This is a genomic window from Fulvimarina manganoxydans (genome assembly GCF_900176465.1).
In the GTDB taxonomy this organism is placed as follows: Bacteria; Pseudomonadota; Alphaproteobacteria; order Rhizobiales; family Rhizobiaceae; genus Fulvimarina; species Fulvimarina manganoxydans.
Genome location: NZ_FWXR01000016.1, coordinates 32,964 through 46,934, shown reverse-complemented (window position 1 = coordinate 46,934; position 13,971 = coordinate 32,964). Strand labels below are relative to the sequence as shown.

Here is a 13,971-nt window from a genome sequence, read left to right as displayed (position 1 = left end):
TTGTTCAGGCAATCTCAGGGTGGAACGCATGACCGGTTTTTGGGGAAGAGGGCCGCGAAGCGGTCGTGGACGAACGGCGGATGAGCAGTTTGCCTCGGTGATGATGCGGGTATCGCCTGATGCGTGCTACGTGTTTTCCGACGGCAAACTCATTAACTGCAATCCGGCGACGGAAGCGATGTTGAAGGGGCCTCGCGATAAAATCATTGGCCTGACGCCCCTCGACATCGCGGCGAAGACCCAAGCCGATGGGCGCCCCACCGCCGAGATGTTGCCGGGTATCATGGCCGACTTGAAAACGAATGGCGTCACGCGCTTTGAATGGCGGATGCGGCGCCTCGATGGCAGCGAATTTCCGGCTTTTGTGACCCTGATCGCCGACGAAATCGACGGCCGGGACGTCATTATGACCTTCACGGTCGACCTGACGATGATGGTCGAATTGCGCGAGCAGCAGGAGCGCCAGCGTGCCGAGGCCGACCGCGAGGCCCATGCCCGCGCCGAAGCGTTCGAACATCTGACGGAAGGTTTGGGGCGGATTGCCGAGGGCGATCTGACGGTGAGTCTGAAGGGACGTATGCCGGCTGCCTTCACCAAGGTCGCCGAAGATTTCGACGTCGCCGTCTCTCGCTTGGCCGAGGCGATCTCGGATGTCGCCTCCACGGTGCAGACCGTCGACGCGGCGACCCAGGAGATCGCCGCGCGATCGGGCGATCTCGCCCGCCGCACCGAGCAGCAGGCCGCCGCGATCGAGCAGACGGTCGCCTCCCTCTCGACCCTTGCCAGCGCCGTTGAACAGACCTCGAAGAACAGCGACAAGGCTGAGCAGATGGTCAAGTCGGCCGACACTCGGGCCCGGTCGGGCGGCGCGATCGTCGCCAAGGCGGTCGAAGCCATGCACCGAATCGACGCATCGTCCCGTCAGGTCACGCAGATCGTTTCGGTGATCGACGAAATTGCTTTCCAGACAAATCTCCTGGCCTTGAATGCGGGGGTCGAGGCCGCCCGCGCCGGTGAGAGCGGCAAGGGTTTTGCGGTGGTTGCTCAGGAAGTTCGGGCGCTTGCCCAGCGCTCTGCGGAAGCGGCCAAGGAGATCAAGGGCCTGATCGCCACCTCCTCGGAAGAGGTGCAGACCGGTGTCGGTCTGGTCTCCGACTCGGGCCGCAGTCTCGAAGAGATCGTCAACGACGTCTCGGCGATCACCGAGATCATCGACCAGATCGCTTCGTCCTCGCGTGAACAGGCCGGCGGCCTGCGCGAATTGTCGGCGACCTCTGATCAGATGGACAAGATCATCCAAGAGAATGCGGCGCTGGTCGAGGAGAACACCGCCTCGGCTCAGGCGCTGGCCTGCGACACGCGCCATCTCGGCGAGGTTGTCGATCGCTTTAGTCTTTCCGATGCCTCAAACACTACGAGCGCTCGAGGACCGAGCGCGCCGATCCGCCGCGCGGCCTAAAACCTCAAGCCGAAATACGGTCGACAATGAAGACCGGATTTCGGCTGCGTCCTTCTAAACACACTCCAAATCAGCCTTCCAGGCTGCGTGCCTCCGAGGCTAAGAGGATCGGAATGCCATCGCGGATCGGATAGGCGAGTTGCGCCTTTTCGGAAACGAGCTCCTGAGCGTCGCGATCATAGCGCAGCGACGCCTTGGTCAGGGGGCAGACCAGCAGTTCCAAAAGTTTTGGATCGGGCTGCCCCTTTGTTTCGCGATCACTCATTACTCTAGTCTCTCGGCTGCCGGACATGGCGCTGATCTAAGCTCAGCCGGGGATGATGAAAAGACGAAGCTGCCATCGGCACCTATTGCAGCGTGCGCGGCCCGCCATCCTCGTCATCGTCGGCGAGCGCCATTTCGGTGATCGCGATCAGCGTATCGGTCCGTGCGCTCAAGTCCTCGGCCTCGAGAAGCGCTTGGCGTTCGGCCGCGCCCGATGGGGCGATCATCATGCAAAGCGCTGAAACCAGGGTTTCGTCGTCGGCCTTGCGGATCGAGTCCCAATCGGCTTCGAGTTGGTTGGCTTCCAGATAACGCCGGAAGACGGTCAGAAGCCCGTCCCTGTCGATCTTGGGCGATCTCTCCGCCTGGTCGAGATCCCCGCTAAAGACCGCGATGCGGCATGACCGATAGGGCAGGCGGGTCTCCAACTCCTCCAGTAGCCGGAAACGGACGATCCCGCTAAGGGCCAGCAAATAGCGGCCATCGCCGCTCTCGGAGAGCGAGGTGATGCGGCCGAGGCATCCGACGCGGCAAAGTTCCGGCTCGCCATCCTCGCGCAGTCGTCCATCAAGGCTCGGCTGGATCATGCCGATGATCCGGTCGCCGGCGATCGCATCGTCGATCATCTTCAGATAGCGCGGCTCGAAAATGTTGAGCGGCAGCTGTCCGCCCGGCAGGAGCAAAGCGCCGCTCAACGGAAAAATCGGCACTTTCGAAGGGAGGTCGCTTTCCTTCGAATAGAAGCGATTGCCTGCCTGCACCACTCGTCCACTCCTTCGAAAGCCGCGCCTTTAAAGACCTCGTTTGAGCCCCTATCCCCCTGCAAGCCGGGCTCGCCGCTATCTTGAACGAGACGTGACAGCGAAGCCGCCGTCAAAGAGGCGGGGGAGGCGGATCGGGCCTGCCATCACCTCGGCCGTGCGCCTTGGGTCATGACAGATCTGTGTCGTCACCTCAGTCCATGCCCCGCATCTGGAACAGCGCCGCCCGAACGCAAGGGCGGCGCGCGACCTGTCGCAGATCGAAGCGTCTCGCCAGTGCTCCGCAGCGCCGCCCTATTTTCACCCTGTTGAAAACGAGCCCTGTACGGGTTGGATGTCGATGGTACGAGACGTGAACACAGGACCGGGACGCTGCCTCTAGCGAAAGAGCAGCGCGGAGAGTTTGCGGCGCGCATCCTTCGTCGCCGGATCGGTCGGACCCCAGACCTCGAAGAATTCCAAAAGCTTGCGACGGGCACCGTCATCCTCGAATTCGCGGTCGCGGCGGATGATCTCTAGAAGATGCTCGGCCGCCCCCGCCCGATCACCCTTCGCCTGGGCGATCAGCGCGAGATCGAAACGGGCCCGGTGATCCTCCGGATTGGCGGCGAGGCGCTGTTCCAGGCTCGCGGGATCGCCGAGCTTGGCGATCTCCTCGGCGAGCTTCATCTTGGTCCGCAGGGCGGTAACGGCGGGGTCGGCGGCCTTGTCGGCTGGCAGCGAATCGAGAAGCTCCTTGGCGCGCTGAGAGTCGCCGAATTGCAGATAGCATTCCGCAAGGCCAGCCGTCGCGGCAACGTGACCCGGCTCATGCTGGAGAATGGCGCCATAGAGTTGGGCGGCATTCGACGCGTCGCCAGCGGCGATCATCTCGGCTGCTTGCGCAAGCGCATCGGCGATCGGATCGCCCTCTTCGCCCGCGCCGCCGCCCGCCTGCTGAATCAGGCGGTCGATGAAGCCCTTCAATTCGCTTTCGGGAAGCGCGCCCATGAAGCCGTCGATGGGCCGCCCGCCGACAAAGGCGAAGACGGCGGGGATCGATTGAACGCCCAGCTGACCGGCGATGGACGGATGCTCGTCGATATTCATCTTGACGAGCTTGACCTTGCCGCGCGCCGCCTTGACCACCTTTTCCAGGATCGGCGTCAGCTGCTTGCATGGGCCGCACCAGGGCGCCCAGAAATCGACCAGGACCGGCTGGTTGCGCGACTCCTTGATGACGTCGTCGGCAAATTTCGCCGTCGTCGTGTCCTTGATCAGACCTTCGACGGGGGCCGCGCTCTGCTGGCCGAAGCCTTCGAGGGGAACGGCAGGCGTCTGTTCTGCCCCGGCATATCCGGCGGAAAGGGGATTGGCGTAAGGATTGTTGCTCATGCGGCGCTCGTTTCGTCCTGTTGGTCGTCGGCCCCTTCGGCGAGGGGAGCGACGAGAAACTCGTGACCCGTCAGATGGAAGAACCTCTTCAGATCGGCAAGCGCGATCGAGGTAGTCGCGGTGTTGGTCAGCGGGTGGCAATTCACGATATCGTATGTGGTCAGCTGCTCATCAAGCACGACACGGACGACGCCGTCACGATCGTTGATGACGCCGAAGGCGGTGACCGAGCCGGGCTCGACGCCGAGCAGCTCGCGCATCTTCTCGCCGCTCGCAAATGACAGGCGCCCAGATGCGCCGATCCGCCGATGCAGCTGTTTCAGATCGACCACCGTCTCCTCTTCCGCGACAACCAGGAAGATCGTGCCCTTCTTGTCTTTGAGGAACAGGTTCTTGGTATGGGCGCCGGCGATCTCGCCGCGCAGACCCTGCGACTCCTCGACCGTGAAAAGCGGCGGATGCTCGACCGTCGTGACCGGAATCTGATTCGCGGCGAGTGTCGCCATGAGGTCGTCCCGGGTCAGGGTCATTGGGGCTCTCCTTCTGATCGTCTTGAGGCGCTTTGGACCACCATCTGGCGATCGTTCAAGGGACTTCCATCGAAACGACCGGAACCCTATCAAAATCTGTCCCCTGCGCGAGCGCTTATCGGCTTTGCGCAAGCGCTGTTCGGCTTTCTGCCTCCGAGGCCCGTCGGCCGGTCCGACCCTGACGCCGTCTTGCCCGTGACGAGAGGGCCACAACGCCGAGCGGAGCCGCCAAGTCTGCCACTCTGGCCTCCGCTGACTGTCCGACATTGTCTGGTGCTGTCGGTTCTCGTCACGAAGCGAGGGCCCATCAAAACGCCGTCCCTCGCGCCAAGCTTCGTGCATCGTGACGTTCGTATGAATCGGGACGAGCCGCATTGTTACGCGCGTCTTCGCCGCGAAGGCGGAGCCTGTGCCCGCAAGCGAAAAGGCGCTCGCCGAATCGCACCATAAGGCCCGTGGCGACGCTCCGTCCTTGACTAAGTAACTGATTCCAATTGATTTTGAACCGGATCGAAAATTTCTGTCGCAGACCTGTTGCAATCGCCGCCGCTTTGAGCGATACACCGCTCGTCGCCGAGGCCAACCGCCTCCGGCGCGGAGCGGGCGGGTGTAGCTCAGGGGTAGAGCACAACCTTGCCAAGGTTGGGGTCGTGGGTTCGAATCCCATCGCCCGCTCCAAATTTTATCCAGAACGACTTTTCTGAAGAATGAAGACAACGTTCCTGAAGCATGGGCGACAAGCTCGTGCCGAGTATTGTCGATTGTCTGCCGGGTTGTCTGTTTCAGGCTGAAATATTGCAAGATCGTAGCGCTAGGCGCAGGCGATCGAAACGCCGTTCTCGGTTTCCTTTATTTCGAGCCTCTGACGGGCCGTGTCGATCGAAACGTCGAAGCTACCGGCTCTGCGAACAGGTCGCCGCCTGTGTTCGAGCGTTGTGTCTTGCACGACGATCCCGAGCGCGCGGGTCGTCGTTCAGCATTGAATTCGCTGACAAATTTGTTGAAGCGCGCTTGTTTCTGCCGACTGGTCCTCGGGGCGGACACGGGCGATGCACCATCGATCAGGAAAGACGGGCGGTCCGGTTGGACGGATGTTTCTCTGTCAGCGCGCCCAGCGCAGACATGGGAGGTGGTGATCGATCGTCACGCCGGTCTCGCGAAGCTTGGCGGCGCGTCTTTCCGCATTGGACCCGGCTTGGATGCCGGTGTGAACAAGGGCTTTGGCCGCGCCGAAGCCCTGCGCGCCGACGATGTCGTGGGAGATCGAATCGCCGACGCAGAGAATCCGCGTCTTCTCGATCGCCTGCAAATGGGAGTAGGCCGCCTCATAGATCTCGCCATGCGGTTTCCCGACGAAGGTCACGTGTCCGCCGAGCTCGCCATAGAGATCGGCAATGGCGCCCGCGCCGGGCGCAAGGCCGGACGGCGTAAGCATCTGGTGGTCGGGATTGGTGCAGATCGCCGGCACGCCGCGCTTGGCGGCCGGGCCCATCCGCTCGGCATAGGCGTCCATGGAGATCCGGTCGGCCTGGCTCCCGGCAATGACGATGAGATCAGCATCCTCCGCGTCATTGACGGCGATGCAATCGAGCCGTTCGGACAGATGCGCGTCCCCCGGGCTCGACAGGGTGAGGCATCGCGTACGGCGGCCCTGCGGCACCGCAATCGTGCCGTCTTCGACCAGCGCGATGGCGACGTCGCCAGAGGTGATGCAAGCGAGATAGCTGTGCCGCGCAACACCGAATTCGGCCAAGCGCGCCTCGTTGAAGGCGGCGGGACGCCCGGAATTGGTGACGAACAGGACCGGTTTGCCGAGGGATGCGAGCGCTGTGACGGCCTCGGCTGCTCCCGGATAGGCGCTGGAGCCATCATGGACGACGCCGAACTGGTCGAGAAAGAAGGCGTCGTAGCGCCCGGCGATATCGCGGAACTCGTCCAGTCTTTCCGTCGTCCCGCTCATTAAGCCTCGCCTCACCTCAGCCTGTCCATTCGAGGCCAAGCTCGCTTTGCCTTCTTCATATCTTAGATGAAATTCGCACGATCGCATCGCGATCCGAATCGTCAAACCCACTCGAGCACGGTCGCTCACGCCTGCCGTCCGCATGGCAAAGGCGAAAGTGATGGCGTTTCAGACGCGATCTTCCTCCTGCGCAGCGCCCGCGCGATCAAGATGATTATGTAAAAGCCCGGCGGGTTTTGGGTAGCCGGGCGCCGTGCCGGCGACCGTTATTGGGACAGGAAGATATGCAAGCCGTGGCGCCTCCGGGCGCCACCGGTCTGTCACGCAGCTGAAGCCCGACTTTGCCTCGCATTGCGCTGAGGAGGCTGTGAGGCTTGCCGACGCGGTTTTCTCGCTGACGGGTAAGCGCTTATGTCCGGTTTCCAAATGTCAGCGAGAAAATGCGTGAACGTCGTAGGGCGTGCGGGCGTGACACACTATTTTCGCTCTACGCTCGATCCTCATTTTCTTTTGCGCCGGATGCTCAGTGGCAAAGGCGCGCATCTTTGATGGTCATGCCGCTTTGGGGCCCAGCGGGCATCTCCTGCAAATCGATGCTGTCGTCTTGGCTGGACGGCCGATAGTCGATCTTTTCGGCGAAGACGCCGATGAGCTTCGTCATCACGGCAATCGTCACCCATTCGCCCGCGCAGCGATGGTCCTGGGCCGGATCGCCAGCACCTTGCGGAATGAGATCGAAAGGCGAGGGCTCGCGCGTGACAAAGCGCTCCGGCTGGAAATCTTCGGGATCGGGCCAGAGGGCGGAATGGTGATCCGTGCCATAGAGATCCAGAAGAAAGAAGCGGCCCTTCTCGAAATGGTGGCCGCGCCACTCGAAAGCCTGTCTCGCCACACCGCCGACTACAGGGAAGAACGGATAGACTCGACGCACTTCCTGGACGAAGGCATGGGCGAAATCGGCGTCTTTCGCGACGCGGTCCCGCATGTCAGGCCGCTGTGAGAGGGCATGAACCGCGAAGACCATGAAACGGGCGATGGCGACGGTCGGGCGCAGAATGTTGAGGAGTTCGACGACGCAAGTCTCCGGGGGCAGGAGATGGCCGTTGAGATCGCGATGCCAGACGATCTGCGAAAAGGGACTCTCTTGCTCGGCCTCTATGAAGCCCGCCCGAACACGGTCCACTGCGCGGCGAATCTTGCGCTCGGCCCGTCGTCGCCGGGCGCGAGCCCACCAGTTCTTCGGACCGACCGTTCCCGAATTGGCGATCATGGCGGCAAGCTCGTCGATGAGGCGCGGCAGCTCGTCCCGCGGGACCGGAACCTTTGCCCATTCAAAAATCGCCTGACCCAGGATCGTGTGAAACTCGTCGATCAGCCGCACCCTATGTAGACGAGGCCAAGCTGCCGCTCTGGTTTCGAGTTCCTCGGCCGCGCGTCGGGCGATCGCTTCGGCATGGGCGGGGGAGAGAAGATCGAGGAACATCGCCTTGCGATGATGGTGCGCCGGGCCGTCCAGCGTTGCGACGCTTCCCTTATCCTGGAGAAGCTTAAGCGTCGACATGGGCAGGGCGCCCTTGCGGGTCATGCGTTCGGGCTCGTAGAACATCTCGGCCGCTTGCGCGCCGCGCATGCAGATCGCCGGACCTCCGAGAAGCCGCGTCTCGAAGATGTCGCTCCCAAAGCGCTCGCAGCGATTGGAGACGAAGCGATAGCCCTCCTGAAAGAAGGCGCGCGTGGCGTCGATCGTCTCCTCCTTCGGAATAGTGTCGAGCGCCTTTGCGGATCCGCCCGTCCGGAGGCTCTCATCGTCCATTTGCGCGATCGGGCGATCAGGCTCGTCTCGGCTCGTGTCGTAGAAAGAGTTCATGGTCCGCGCCTCGCCCTCCTTGAATTCGTTCCCAAATGGCCATGCACCTGGCAAACTCCATCGGACGCTCGAAGTTCTGGCATGACGCTGTCCGGATTGCTTGGTCGGCCACTGAGATAGGGCGAGAGAGAAGAGGGAGCGACAGGATGCAGTGTTACGGCGGATGCCAATGCGGGGCGGTGCGCTTTGTCTGCGACATCGATCCCGAACGCGCTTCGATCTGCCATTGCCGCATGTGCCAGAAGGCCTTCGGCAACGTGTTCGCGCCCCTCGTTTCCGTGCGCGAGGGAACGCTCCGTTGGACGAAGGCCGAACCGAAGCGGTTTCAGTCATCGAATGTGGTCAAGCGCGGCTTTTGCCCGGACTGCGGCACGCCTTTGACCTATGAGGCGCCGGATGGGATTGCCATTGCGATCGGCGCCCTCGACGATCCTTCGATCGCGCCGCCGGTGATCCAATACGGCACCGAGGCGGAAATCCCTTTCGTCGCGAGCCTTCACACCCTGCCGCACCGCTCCACGATGGAGGATCTTCCAGCCGCACCCTTCTTGCGCGACATCGTTTCCTATCAGCATCCGGATCGTCCTGAGAAAGGCGAGAGCCAAGGCGGAGGCAAGGAGCTCAACACTCATCAATTCGAGTGATGTCCGGATCACCAGAAATCGGGCTTCGTCGTCATAAGACGCTGATAGACACGCCACTGAACGCAAGAACTTGCCGGATGGCCGCCCCATGCCCACAGCCTACACAGACACGAAGCGCGGCTTTGTCTACGCCGTCTCGGCTTATGCGATCTGGGGCCTCGTTCTGCCGCTTTATATGAAGGCGCTGAACCATGTGTCGCCCTTCGAGATCGTGGCTCATCGCGTGCTTTGGGCGGTGCCCTTTGCCGTGCTCCTCCTCGGGTGGCAGGGCACTCTGGGTGCGACCCTGCGGCTTCTCACGGACCTGCGCACGGTTCTGCTGGCGGCGCTCACGGCGACGCTGATCTCTCTCAATTGGGGGACTTACGTTTATGCGATCATCTCGGGCCAGGCGATCGATGCGGCGCTCGGCTATTACATCAACCCGCTTCTCAACGTGCTGCTCGGCGCCATCATTCTGAAAGAGAAGCCGACGCGCCTCCAAGCGATCGCCATTGGCCTTGCGGCGATCGGCGTCGTCATCCTCACCGTCAAGGCCGGGGGCCTTCCTTGGATAGCGCTCGTGCTGGCCTGCAGCTTCGGCACCTATGGCCTCCTGCGCAAGATGGTGAAGGTCGATGCCGCCGAAGGGTTCTTCCTCGAAGTCGCGCTCCTGTCTCTCCCTTCGATCCTCGTCCTCGCGACGCTGCCGCAGATCCGTTTTGGGGCCGACATGACCGAGACCAGCATGCTCGTCGTCGCCGGGCCTCTGACGGCTATTCCCTTGATCCTCTTTGCGGCCGGCGCCCGGCGGCTCCATTTCGCGACCATCGGCATCCTGCAATATCTTGTGCCGACGATGCTTTTCCTGACGGCGGTGTTCCTGTTCGGCGAGCCGTTCGGCCTCTGGCAGCTCATCGCTTTCGCCTTCATCTGGACGGCGCTTGCGATCTATACGGTGACGCTGATCCGCCAGGCGCGGGCCGAGCGGCGGCGCCTTCGCGGGGCCGCAAGCCAAGGCGGGGCGCCGACCCATGGCGCGCGTTTCAAGGAGGGCGATGAGGAGGGGCACGCGACCCGAACGCAGGCTTGAGGGCGCCGCCCGCGAACCCGCCGATTGCGCCAGCGGTTGAGGTCGGCTAAGCGGCAAGGCCATGACCCTCACCGTCCGTTTCGCCCCGTCGCCCACAGGCCGTATCCATATCGGCAATCTGCGCACGGCGCTGTTCAATTGGCTGTTCGCTCAGCGCGAGGGCGGCCGCTTCATCCTCCGTTTCGACGATACCGATCGCGAGCGCTCCACGCGGGCTTTCGCCGATGGCATTTCGGACGATCTCGCCTGGATCGGCATTCAGCCGGACATCGTCCATCGCCAGTCCGAGCGTGTATCGCTCTACGAAGCGGCTGCCGAACGCCTGAAGGCGCAGGGCCTGCTCTATCCCTGCTATGAGACCGCCGACGAGCTTGATCGCAAACGAAAGCGCCTTGCGGCGCGCGGTCTTCCGCCGGTCTATGGGCGCGAGGCGCTGAGGCTGAGCAAGGAGGAGCGCGCGGAGCTGGAGCGGGAGGGCCGTCGACCGCACTGGCGCTTCCTTCTGCCGAATTTCGGCAGCGATCCCTTCTCGCCCGAACGACGCTTCGTCACCTGGACCGATCTCGTGCGCGGCAAGCAGAGCGTCGATCTCGCTTCGCTCTCCGACCCGGTCTTGATCCGTGCCGATGGGAGCTTTCTCTATACGCTGCCCTCGATCGTCGACGATGGCGAAATGGGCGTCACCCATGTCATTCGCGGCGACGACCATGTCACCAACACCGGCGTCCAGATCGCGATCTTCCAGGCCCTCGGCCTGACCGCGCCGGGTTTCGGCCACCACAATCTTCTGACGACGCTCGACGGCGAAGGGCTTTCGAAGCGCTCGGGTGCCCTCTCGCTCGCGACCTTGCGGGAGGAGGGCTATGAGCCGATGGCGGTGGCCTCGCTCGCCGTGCTCGTCGGCATGTCGGGATCGATCGAGCCGATGGCCGATCTCGAAGCTTTGCAGTCGCGCCTCGATCTTTCGGCCGTCTCCCAGTCGGCCTCGAAATTCGATCCGGCGGAGCTCGATCGGCTGAACCACGACTTGGTTCACCAGCTGCCCTATGCGGCGGTGGCGCCGCGCCTTGCCCATCTCGGCCTGCCGGAGGGCGAGGAAGAGCCGTTCTGGCTGTCGGTGCGGGCCAATTGCACCTTCGTCAACGAGGCTGCGGGCTGGGCTAAGATCGTCTATGGCGATCTGCCGGGCGGGCGCGATTGGAGCGACGAGGATCGGATCTTCCTCGACGAGGCGCTGGCCTGTCTTCCAGACGGCCCCTTCGACGAGACGAGCTGGAAGGATTGGACCTCAGCCCTCAAGGCCAAGACCGGGCGCAAGGGCAAGGCGCTGTTCATGCCGCTGCGCCTGGCGCTGACCGGGCTCGACCATGGGCCAGAGCTCGCCGGCCTTCTGCCGCTTATTGGTCGGGAAAGAACCGTGGCCCGACTCGGCGGATGACCTTCGGACGGCCGGTCACATCGGCGATGTCGCCGCCGGGGCCCCGCAGATCACTGACGAGAACGGCTTCCGGGTCGGGGCGCCAGCTCGGGCGCGGGATCGGCGATTGGAAGGGCAGGGGCCCGAGATCGGGCCGCTCGGCGACGATCTGTTCGGGCTTGGCCCGGCAAGCCTCGGCCGCCTCTCGCGACAGGCCGACCGTCTTATAGGCAAAGGCGGTGGCAAGATCCGTATAAGGCTCGTCCGTGGTGAAGCTCATCATGTCCTGCGGCTCCTCGCGAAGCACACGATGGACATAGAGATCGACATCCGTCGTCGGACAACGCGCCTGACAGGCCTCCAGGTCCTGCTGAAAATATTCGGCCGTCGTCGAAAAGCTCATCGGGAAGAAGAAGCCATCGGCCTTTCGCACGCAAAGCGTTCGGTAATAGGCAACGCTTTTGGGTCGGCTCGGCCGGCTTTGCGACTGGCTGCGGCTCGGCGCGCGGCGGGCGGTCGTCCGCTCCCGATAGACGCGCTTGCGCACGACGCGCCGCTGCGGTTCATGACGCTGGATGGTCGAGCGGCCGAAAAAGACGTCGAGAAGCGTCTGGGCCGAGGCCGGCGTCGCGGCGATCGGACTGATCCCCGTCACGGCGACCGCCATGGCCACAATCACACTCGTGCCGAAGCCCGCACGCTTCGTGCTTGCCGCCATGTCGGATACTCCACCATCACCTGCTGAGACCCTCGCGGGCTTCTGAACGAGCCCTTCGAGGCAGTGTCGATTCGTGTCAGACACCTTTCGACCACGATTGGATGAGGAAGATATCCCAGTCGGCGAGGGCGGCAAGAGGTAAGATTACCAAACAGTTAATTCGTGGCGCGTTTCGTTCCTCGCCCGCTTTTCGCTTCGTGCCGCGAAGCCGTCGAAGGGCACCCGCTACAGCGCCTTTTCATAGATGGCGAGCGCCGCCTCATAGGTCATCTTGCGCGGATTGTTCACGAGCAGCCGCTCCTGCTTCATCGCGTCCTCGGCGAGTTTCGGCAGATTGTTGTGGCTGACGCCGACATCGCGCAGGCGGGTCTTCATGCCGAGTTCGGGGCCGAGCTTGCGGAAGCCTTCGACGAGGCCGTTGGCGGCCTCCGCTTCGGGGCGGCCGGCCAGCTCCGGAAAGACGATCGGGCCGAGCGCGGCGTAATGGGCCTGCGCCTCCGGCATGTTGAAGTTCAGCACATGCGGCAGCACGAGCGCGTTCGACAGGCCGTGTGGCACATGGAAATGGCCGCCGAGCGGATAGGCGAGGGCGTGGACGGCCGCGACGGGCGCATTGGCGAAGGCCATGCCGGCCAGGAGCGAGCCGAGCAGCATGTCGCCCCGCGCCTGACGGTTCTCCGGTTCGAAACAGGCGGTGCGGATATTGGCCCCGAGAAGCGCCAGCGCTTCGCAGGCGAGGCAATCGGACACCGGGTTTTTCTTATGAACGGAGGTGAAGGCCTCGATGGCATGGACCATCGCGTCGATGCCCGTCGCAGCGGTCACATGGGCGGGCAGGCCGACGGTGAGTTCGGCGTCGAGGATCGCCCAGTCCGGCAGAAGCTGGGGCGCGACGACGCCCTTCTTTTCCGCTTCGCCGGTCGTGACGATCGCGATCGGCGTGACTTCCGATCCAGTGCCGGCCGTCGTCGGCGCAAGCACCAGCGGCATGCGCCCGCCTTTGACCTTGCCGACACCATAGATATCGGCGATCGGCTGCTGGCCGGACAAGAGCACGGCGACGAGCTTGGCGGTATCGAGGGAGGAGCCGCCGCCCACCGAGGCGACGCCATCGCAGCCGGCTTTGCGCGCCATTTCGACCGCCGAAAGGATCATCGCCTCCGGCGGGTCGGCCTCAACGTCGGAAAAAACGACGGTCTCGATGCCGGCCGCCGAAAAGCTGTCGAGGGCCGCTTTCGCCAGACCGAGTTCGAGAATGCCCCCGTCGGTGACGAAGAAGACCTTGCGGCATCCCGCTTCGGCCATGATCGCGCCGATCTTACCCGTGGCGCCGACCTCCGAGAGGATGGAGGGCGTCGTCTGAAAGGTGAAAGCGGTCATGATGTGTCCTCCCCTCGGGCCGCCCAACGCGTCGCTCGATAGTCCTTCAACTCCGCGGGAAGAGATCGGCCATAGAGGTCATGCCGTCAATGGCGCTGCGATCCATCGCAGAAACCCAAGCGATGCATGGTCGTGAACGAAACGGAGAAACCTCAAAGTTTCAAAGTATTATCATGGTTGAATGCCGCGGAGCGCAGGTGCGTCTACCCTGTCTTCACTCCAACCCCTCAGGAGACGCCCCATGGATATGCCCCTCACTTTGACCGCCGAGGAGGCGGTCCTGCTCGACCACCTGTTCCGGCATGGTCCGCGCCAGACCGAAGGCAATCCGGCCGCTCTCGGTCTCGTCGAAAAGGGCCTGGCGCGCTGGGCCGATGCGTCGGGTACGATCGAGATCACCGAAGAGGGCCGAGGCCCGTCCGGCATCTATCGCATCGATTGACCCCTGCTGGTTGGGTTCTCGAACGGGCAGCCGTAAAGGTTAGGCGAGCGCTCGGATTGCGCGGAGCGTTCGTCTCACGCAAT

13 protein-coding genes and 1 tRNA gene are annotated in these 13,971 nt (G+C 63.2%); 6 read left to right on the top strand and 8 right to left on the bottom strand.

The features are described from left to right. Positions 1 to 28: 28 nt before the first annotated feature. The gene (locus B9A15_RS15845; protein WP_084411467.1) at positions 29 to 1,459 is read left to right on the top strand and encodes a methyl-accepting chemotaxis protein; all 1,431 of its coding nucleotides are present in this window, start codon (positions 29 to 31) and stop codon (positions 1,457 to 1,459) included. Between the two features lie 70 nt (positions 1,460 to 1,529). On the opposite strand, the gene B9A15_RS15840 is transcribed toward B9A15_RS15845, so the two are convergent. The 4 genes from B9A15_RS15840 to B9A15_RS23030 form a co-directional block, all read right to left on the bottom strand. Next, complete coding sequence (locus B9A15_RS15840) at positions 1,530 to 1,724, bottom strand: Trm112 family protein (protein ID WP_084411465.1); 195 nt, start codon at positions 1,722 to 1,724, stop codon at positions 1,530 to 1,532. Positions 1,725 to 1,806: 82 nt separating this feature from the next. Then, positions 1,807 to 2,484, bottom strand: a complete 678-nt coding sequence (locus B9A15_RS15835) for an LON peptidase substrate-binding domain-containing protein (protein ID WP_084411548.1) — start codon at positions 2,482 to 2,484, stop codon at positions 1,807 to 1,809. Between the two features lie 378 nt (positions 2,485 to 2,862). After that, positions 2,863 to 3,858, bottom strand: coding sequence for a thioredoxin (trxA, locus tag B9A15_RS15830; RefSeq protein WP_084411463.1), 996 nt, complete (start codon positions 3,856 to 3,858; stop codon positions 2,863 to 2,865). Further along, complete coding sequence (locus B9A15_RS23030) at positions 3,855 to 4,388, bottom strand: prolyl-tRNA synthetase associated domain-containing protein (RefSeq protein ID WP_170923332.1); 534 nt, start codon at positions 4,386 to 4,388, stop codon at positions 3,855 to 3,857. The genes trxA and B9A15_RS23030 overlap by 4 nt, the downstream gene beginning before the upstream one ends. Before the next feature lie 603 nt (positions 4,389 to 4,991). On the opposite strand from B9A15_RS23030, the gene B9A15_RS15820 reads away from it, so the two are divergent. Further along, positions 4,992 to 5,066: transfer RNA gene (locus B9A15_RS15820), tRNA-Gly, on the top strand. A 424-nt stretch (positions 5,067 to 5,490) separates the two neighbouring features. Here the strand turns inward: B9A15_RS15820 and B9A15_RS15815 are convergent. Both B9A15_RS15815 and B9A15_RS15810 read right to left on the bottom strand, forming a co-directional pair. Continuing rightward, a complete protein-coding gene (locus B9A15_RS15815) occupies positions 5,491 to 6,348 on the bottom strand; it encodes a TIGR01459 family HAD-type hydrolase (protein ID WP_170923331.1) in 858 nt (285 codons plus the stop codon). A gap of 523 nt (positions 6,349 to 6,871) precedes the next feature. After that, on the bottom strand, positions 6,872 to 8,215 hold the full coding sequence (locus B9A15_RS15810) for a cytochrome P450 (protein ID WP_210190534.1): 1,344 nt from the start codon (positions 8,213 to 8,215) through the stop codon (positions 6,872 to 6,874). Between the two features lie 146 nt (positions 8,216 to 8,361). Here B9A15_RS15810 and B9A15_RS15805 point away from each other — a divergent pair, with 146 nt between their 5' ends. From B9A15_RS15805 to gltX, 3 genes are all read left to right on the top strand, one after another. Then, positions 8,362 to 8,859 (top strand): GFA family protein, encoded by a 498-nt coding sequence (locus B9A15_RS15805; RefSeq protein ID WP_084411458.1) that lies wholly within the window; start codon positions 8,362 to 8,364, stop codon positions 8,857 to 8,859. Between the two features lie 88 nt (positions 8,860 to 8,947). Next, positions 8,948 to 9,931: an EamA family transporter RarD gene (gene rarD, locus B9A15_RS15800; RefSeq protein ID WP_084411456.1), complete on the top strand. Its 984-nt coding sequence runs from the start codon at positions 8,948 to 8,950 to the stop codon at positions 9,929 to 9,931. Positions 9,932 to 9,992: 61 nt separating this feature from the next. Next, positions 9,993 to 11,369 carry a glutamate--tRNA ligase gene (gene gltX, locus B9A15_RS15795; RefSeq protein WP_084411454.1) on the top strand — a complete coding sequence of 459 codons (1,377 nt, stop codon included), beginning with the start codon at positions 9,993 to 9,995 and terminating at the stop codon, positions 11,367 to 11,369. Here the strand turns inward: gltX and B9A15_RS15790 are convergent. Both B9A15_RS15790 and B9A15_RS15785 read right to left on the bottom strand, forming a co-directional pair. Continuing rightward, positions 11,329 to 12,066, bottom strand: coding sequence for a DUF2865 domain-containing protein (locus B9A15_RS15790; RefSeq protein ID WP_084411452.1), 738 nt, complete (start codon positions 12,064 to 12,066; stop codon positions 11,329 to 11,331). The genes gltX and B9A15_RS15790 overlap by 41 nt on opposite strands. Before the next feature lie 225 nt (positions 12,067 to 12,291). After that, positions 12,292 to 13,446, bottom strand: coding sequence for an iron-containing alcohol dehydrogenase (locus B9A15_RS15785; RefSeq protein ID WP_084411450.1), 1,155 nt, complete (start codon positions 13,444 to 13,446; stop codon positions 12,292 to 12,294). A gap of 241 nt (positions 13,447 to 13,687) precedes the next feature. Between B9A15_RS15785 and B9A15_RS15780 the strand changes: the two genes are divergently transcribed. Continuing rightward, entirely contained in the window at positions 13,688 to 13,888 is a 201-nt protein-coding gene (locus tag B9A15_RS15780) for a hypothetical protein (RefSeq protein ID WP_084411448.1), read from the top strand. The last annotated feature ends 83 nt before the right edge of the window (positions 13,889 to 13,971 follow it).

Coding starts and splice junctions, on each gene's coding strand:
- B9A15_RS15815 (WP_170923331.1), bottom strand. CDS start 6,348: ATGAGCGGGACGACGGAAAGACTGGACGAGTTCCGCGATATCGCCGGG.
- B9A15_RS15845 (WP_084411467.1), top strand. CDS start 29: ATGACCGGTTTTTGGGGAAGAGGGCCGCGAAGCGGTCGTGGACGAACG.
- gltX (WP_084411454.1), top strand. CDS start 9,993: ATGACCCTCACCGTCCGTTTCGCCCCGTCGCCCACAGGCCGTATCCAT.
- trxA (WP_084411463.1), bottom strand. CDS start 3,858: ATGAGCAACAATCCTTACGCCAATCCCCTTTCCGCCGGATATGCCGGG.
- B9A15_RS23030 (WP_170923332.1), bottom strand. CDS start 4,388: ATGACCCTGACCCGGGACGACCTCATGGCGACACTCGCCGCGAATCAG.
- rarD (WP_084411456.1), top strand. CDS start 8,948: ATGCCCACAGCCTACACAGACACGAAGCGCGGCTTTGTCTACGCCGTC.
- B9A15_RS15805 (WP_084411458.1), top strand. CDS start 8,362: ATGCAGTGTTACGGCGGATGCCAATGCGGGGCGGTGCGCTTTGTCTGC.
- B9A15_RS15780 (WP_084411448.1), top strand. CDS start 13,688: ATGGATATGCCCCTCACTTTGACCGCCGAGGAGGCGGTCCTGCTCGAC.
- B9A15_RS15840 (WP_084411465.1), bottom strand. CDS start 1,724: ATGAGTGATCGCGAAACAAAGGGGCAGCCCGATCCAAAACTTTTGGAA.
- B9A15_RS15810 (WP_210190534.1), bottom strand. CDS start 8,215: ATGAACTCTTTCTACGACACGAGCCGAGACGAGCCTGATCGCCCGATC.
- B9A15_RS15790 (WP_084411452.1), bottom strand. CDS start 12,066: ATGGCGGCAAGCACGAAGCGTGCGGGCTTCGGCACGAGTGTGATTGTG.
- B9A15_RS15785 (WP_084411450.1), bottom strand. CDS start 13,446: ATGACCGCTTTCACCTTTCAGACGACGCCCTCCATCCTCTCGGAGGTC.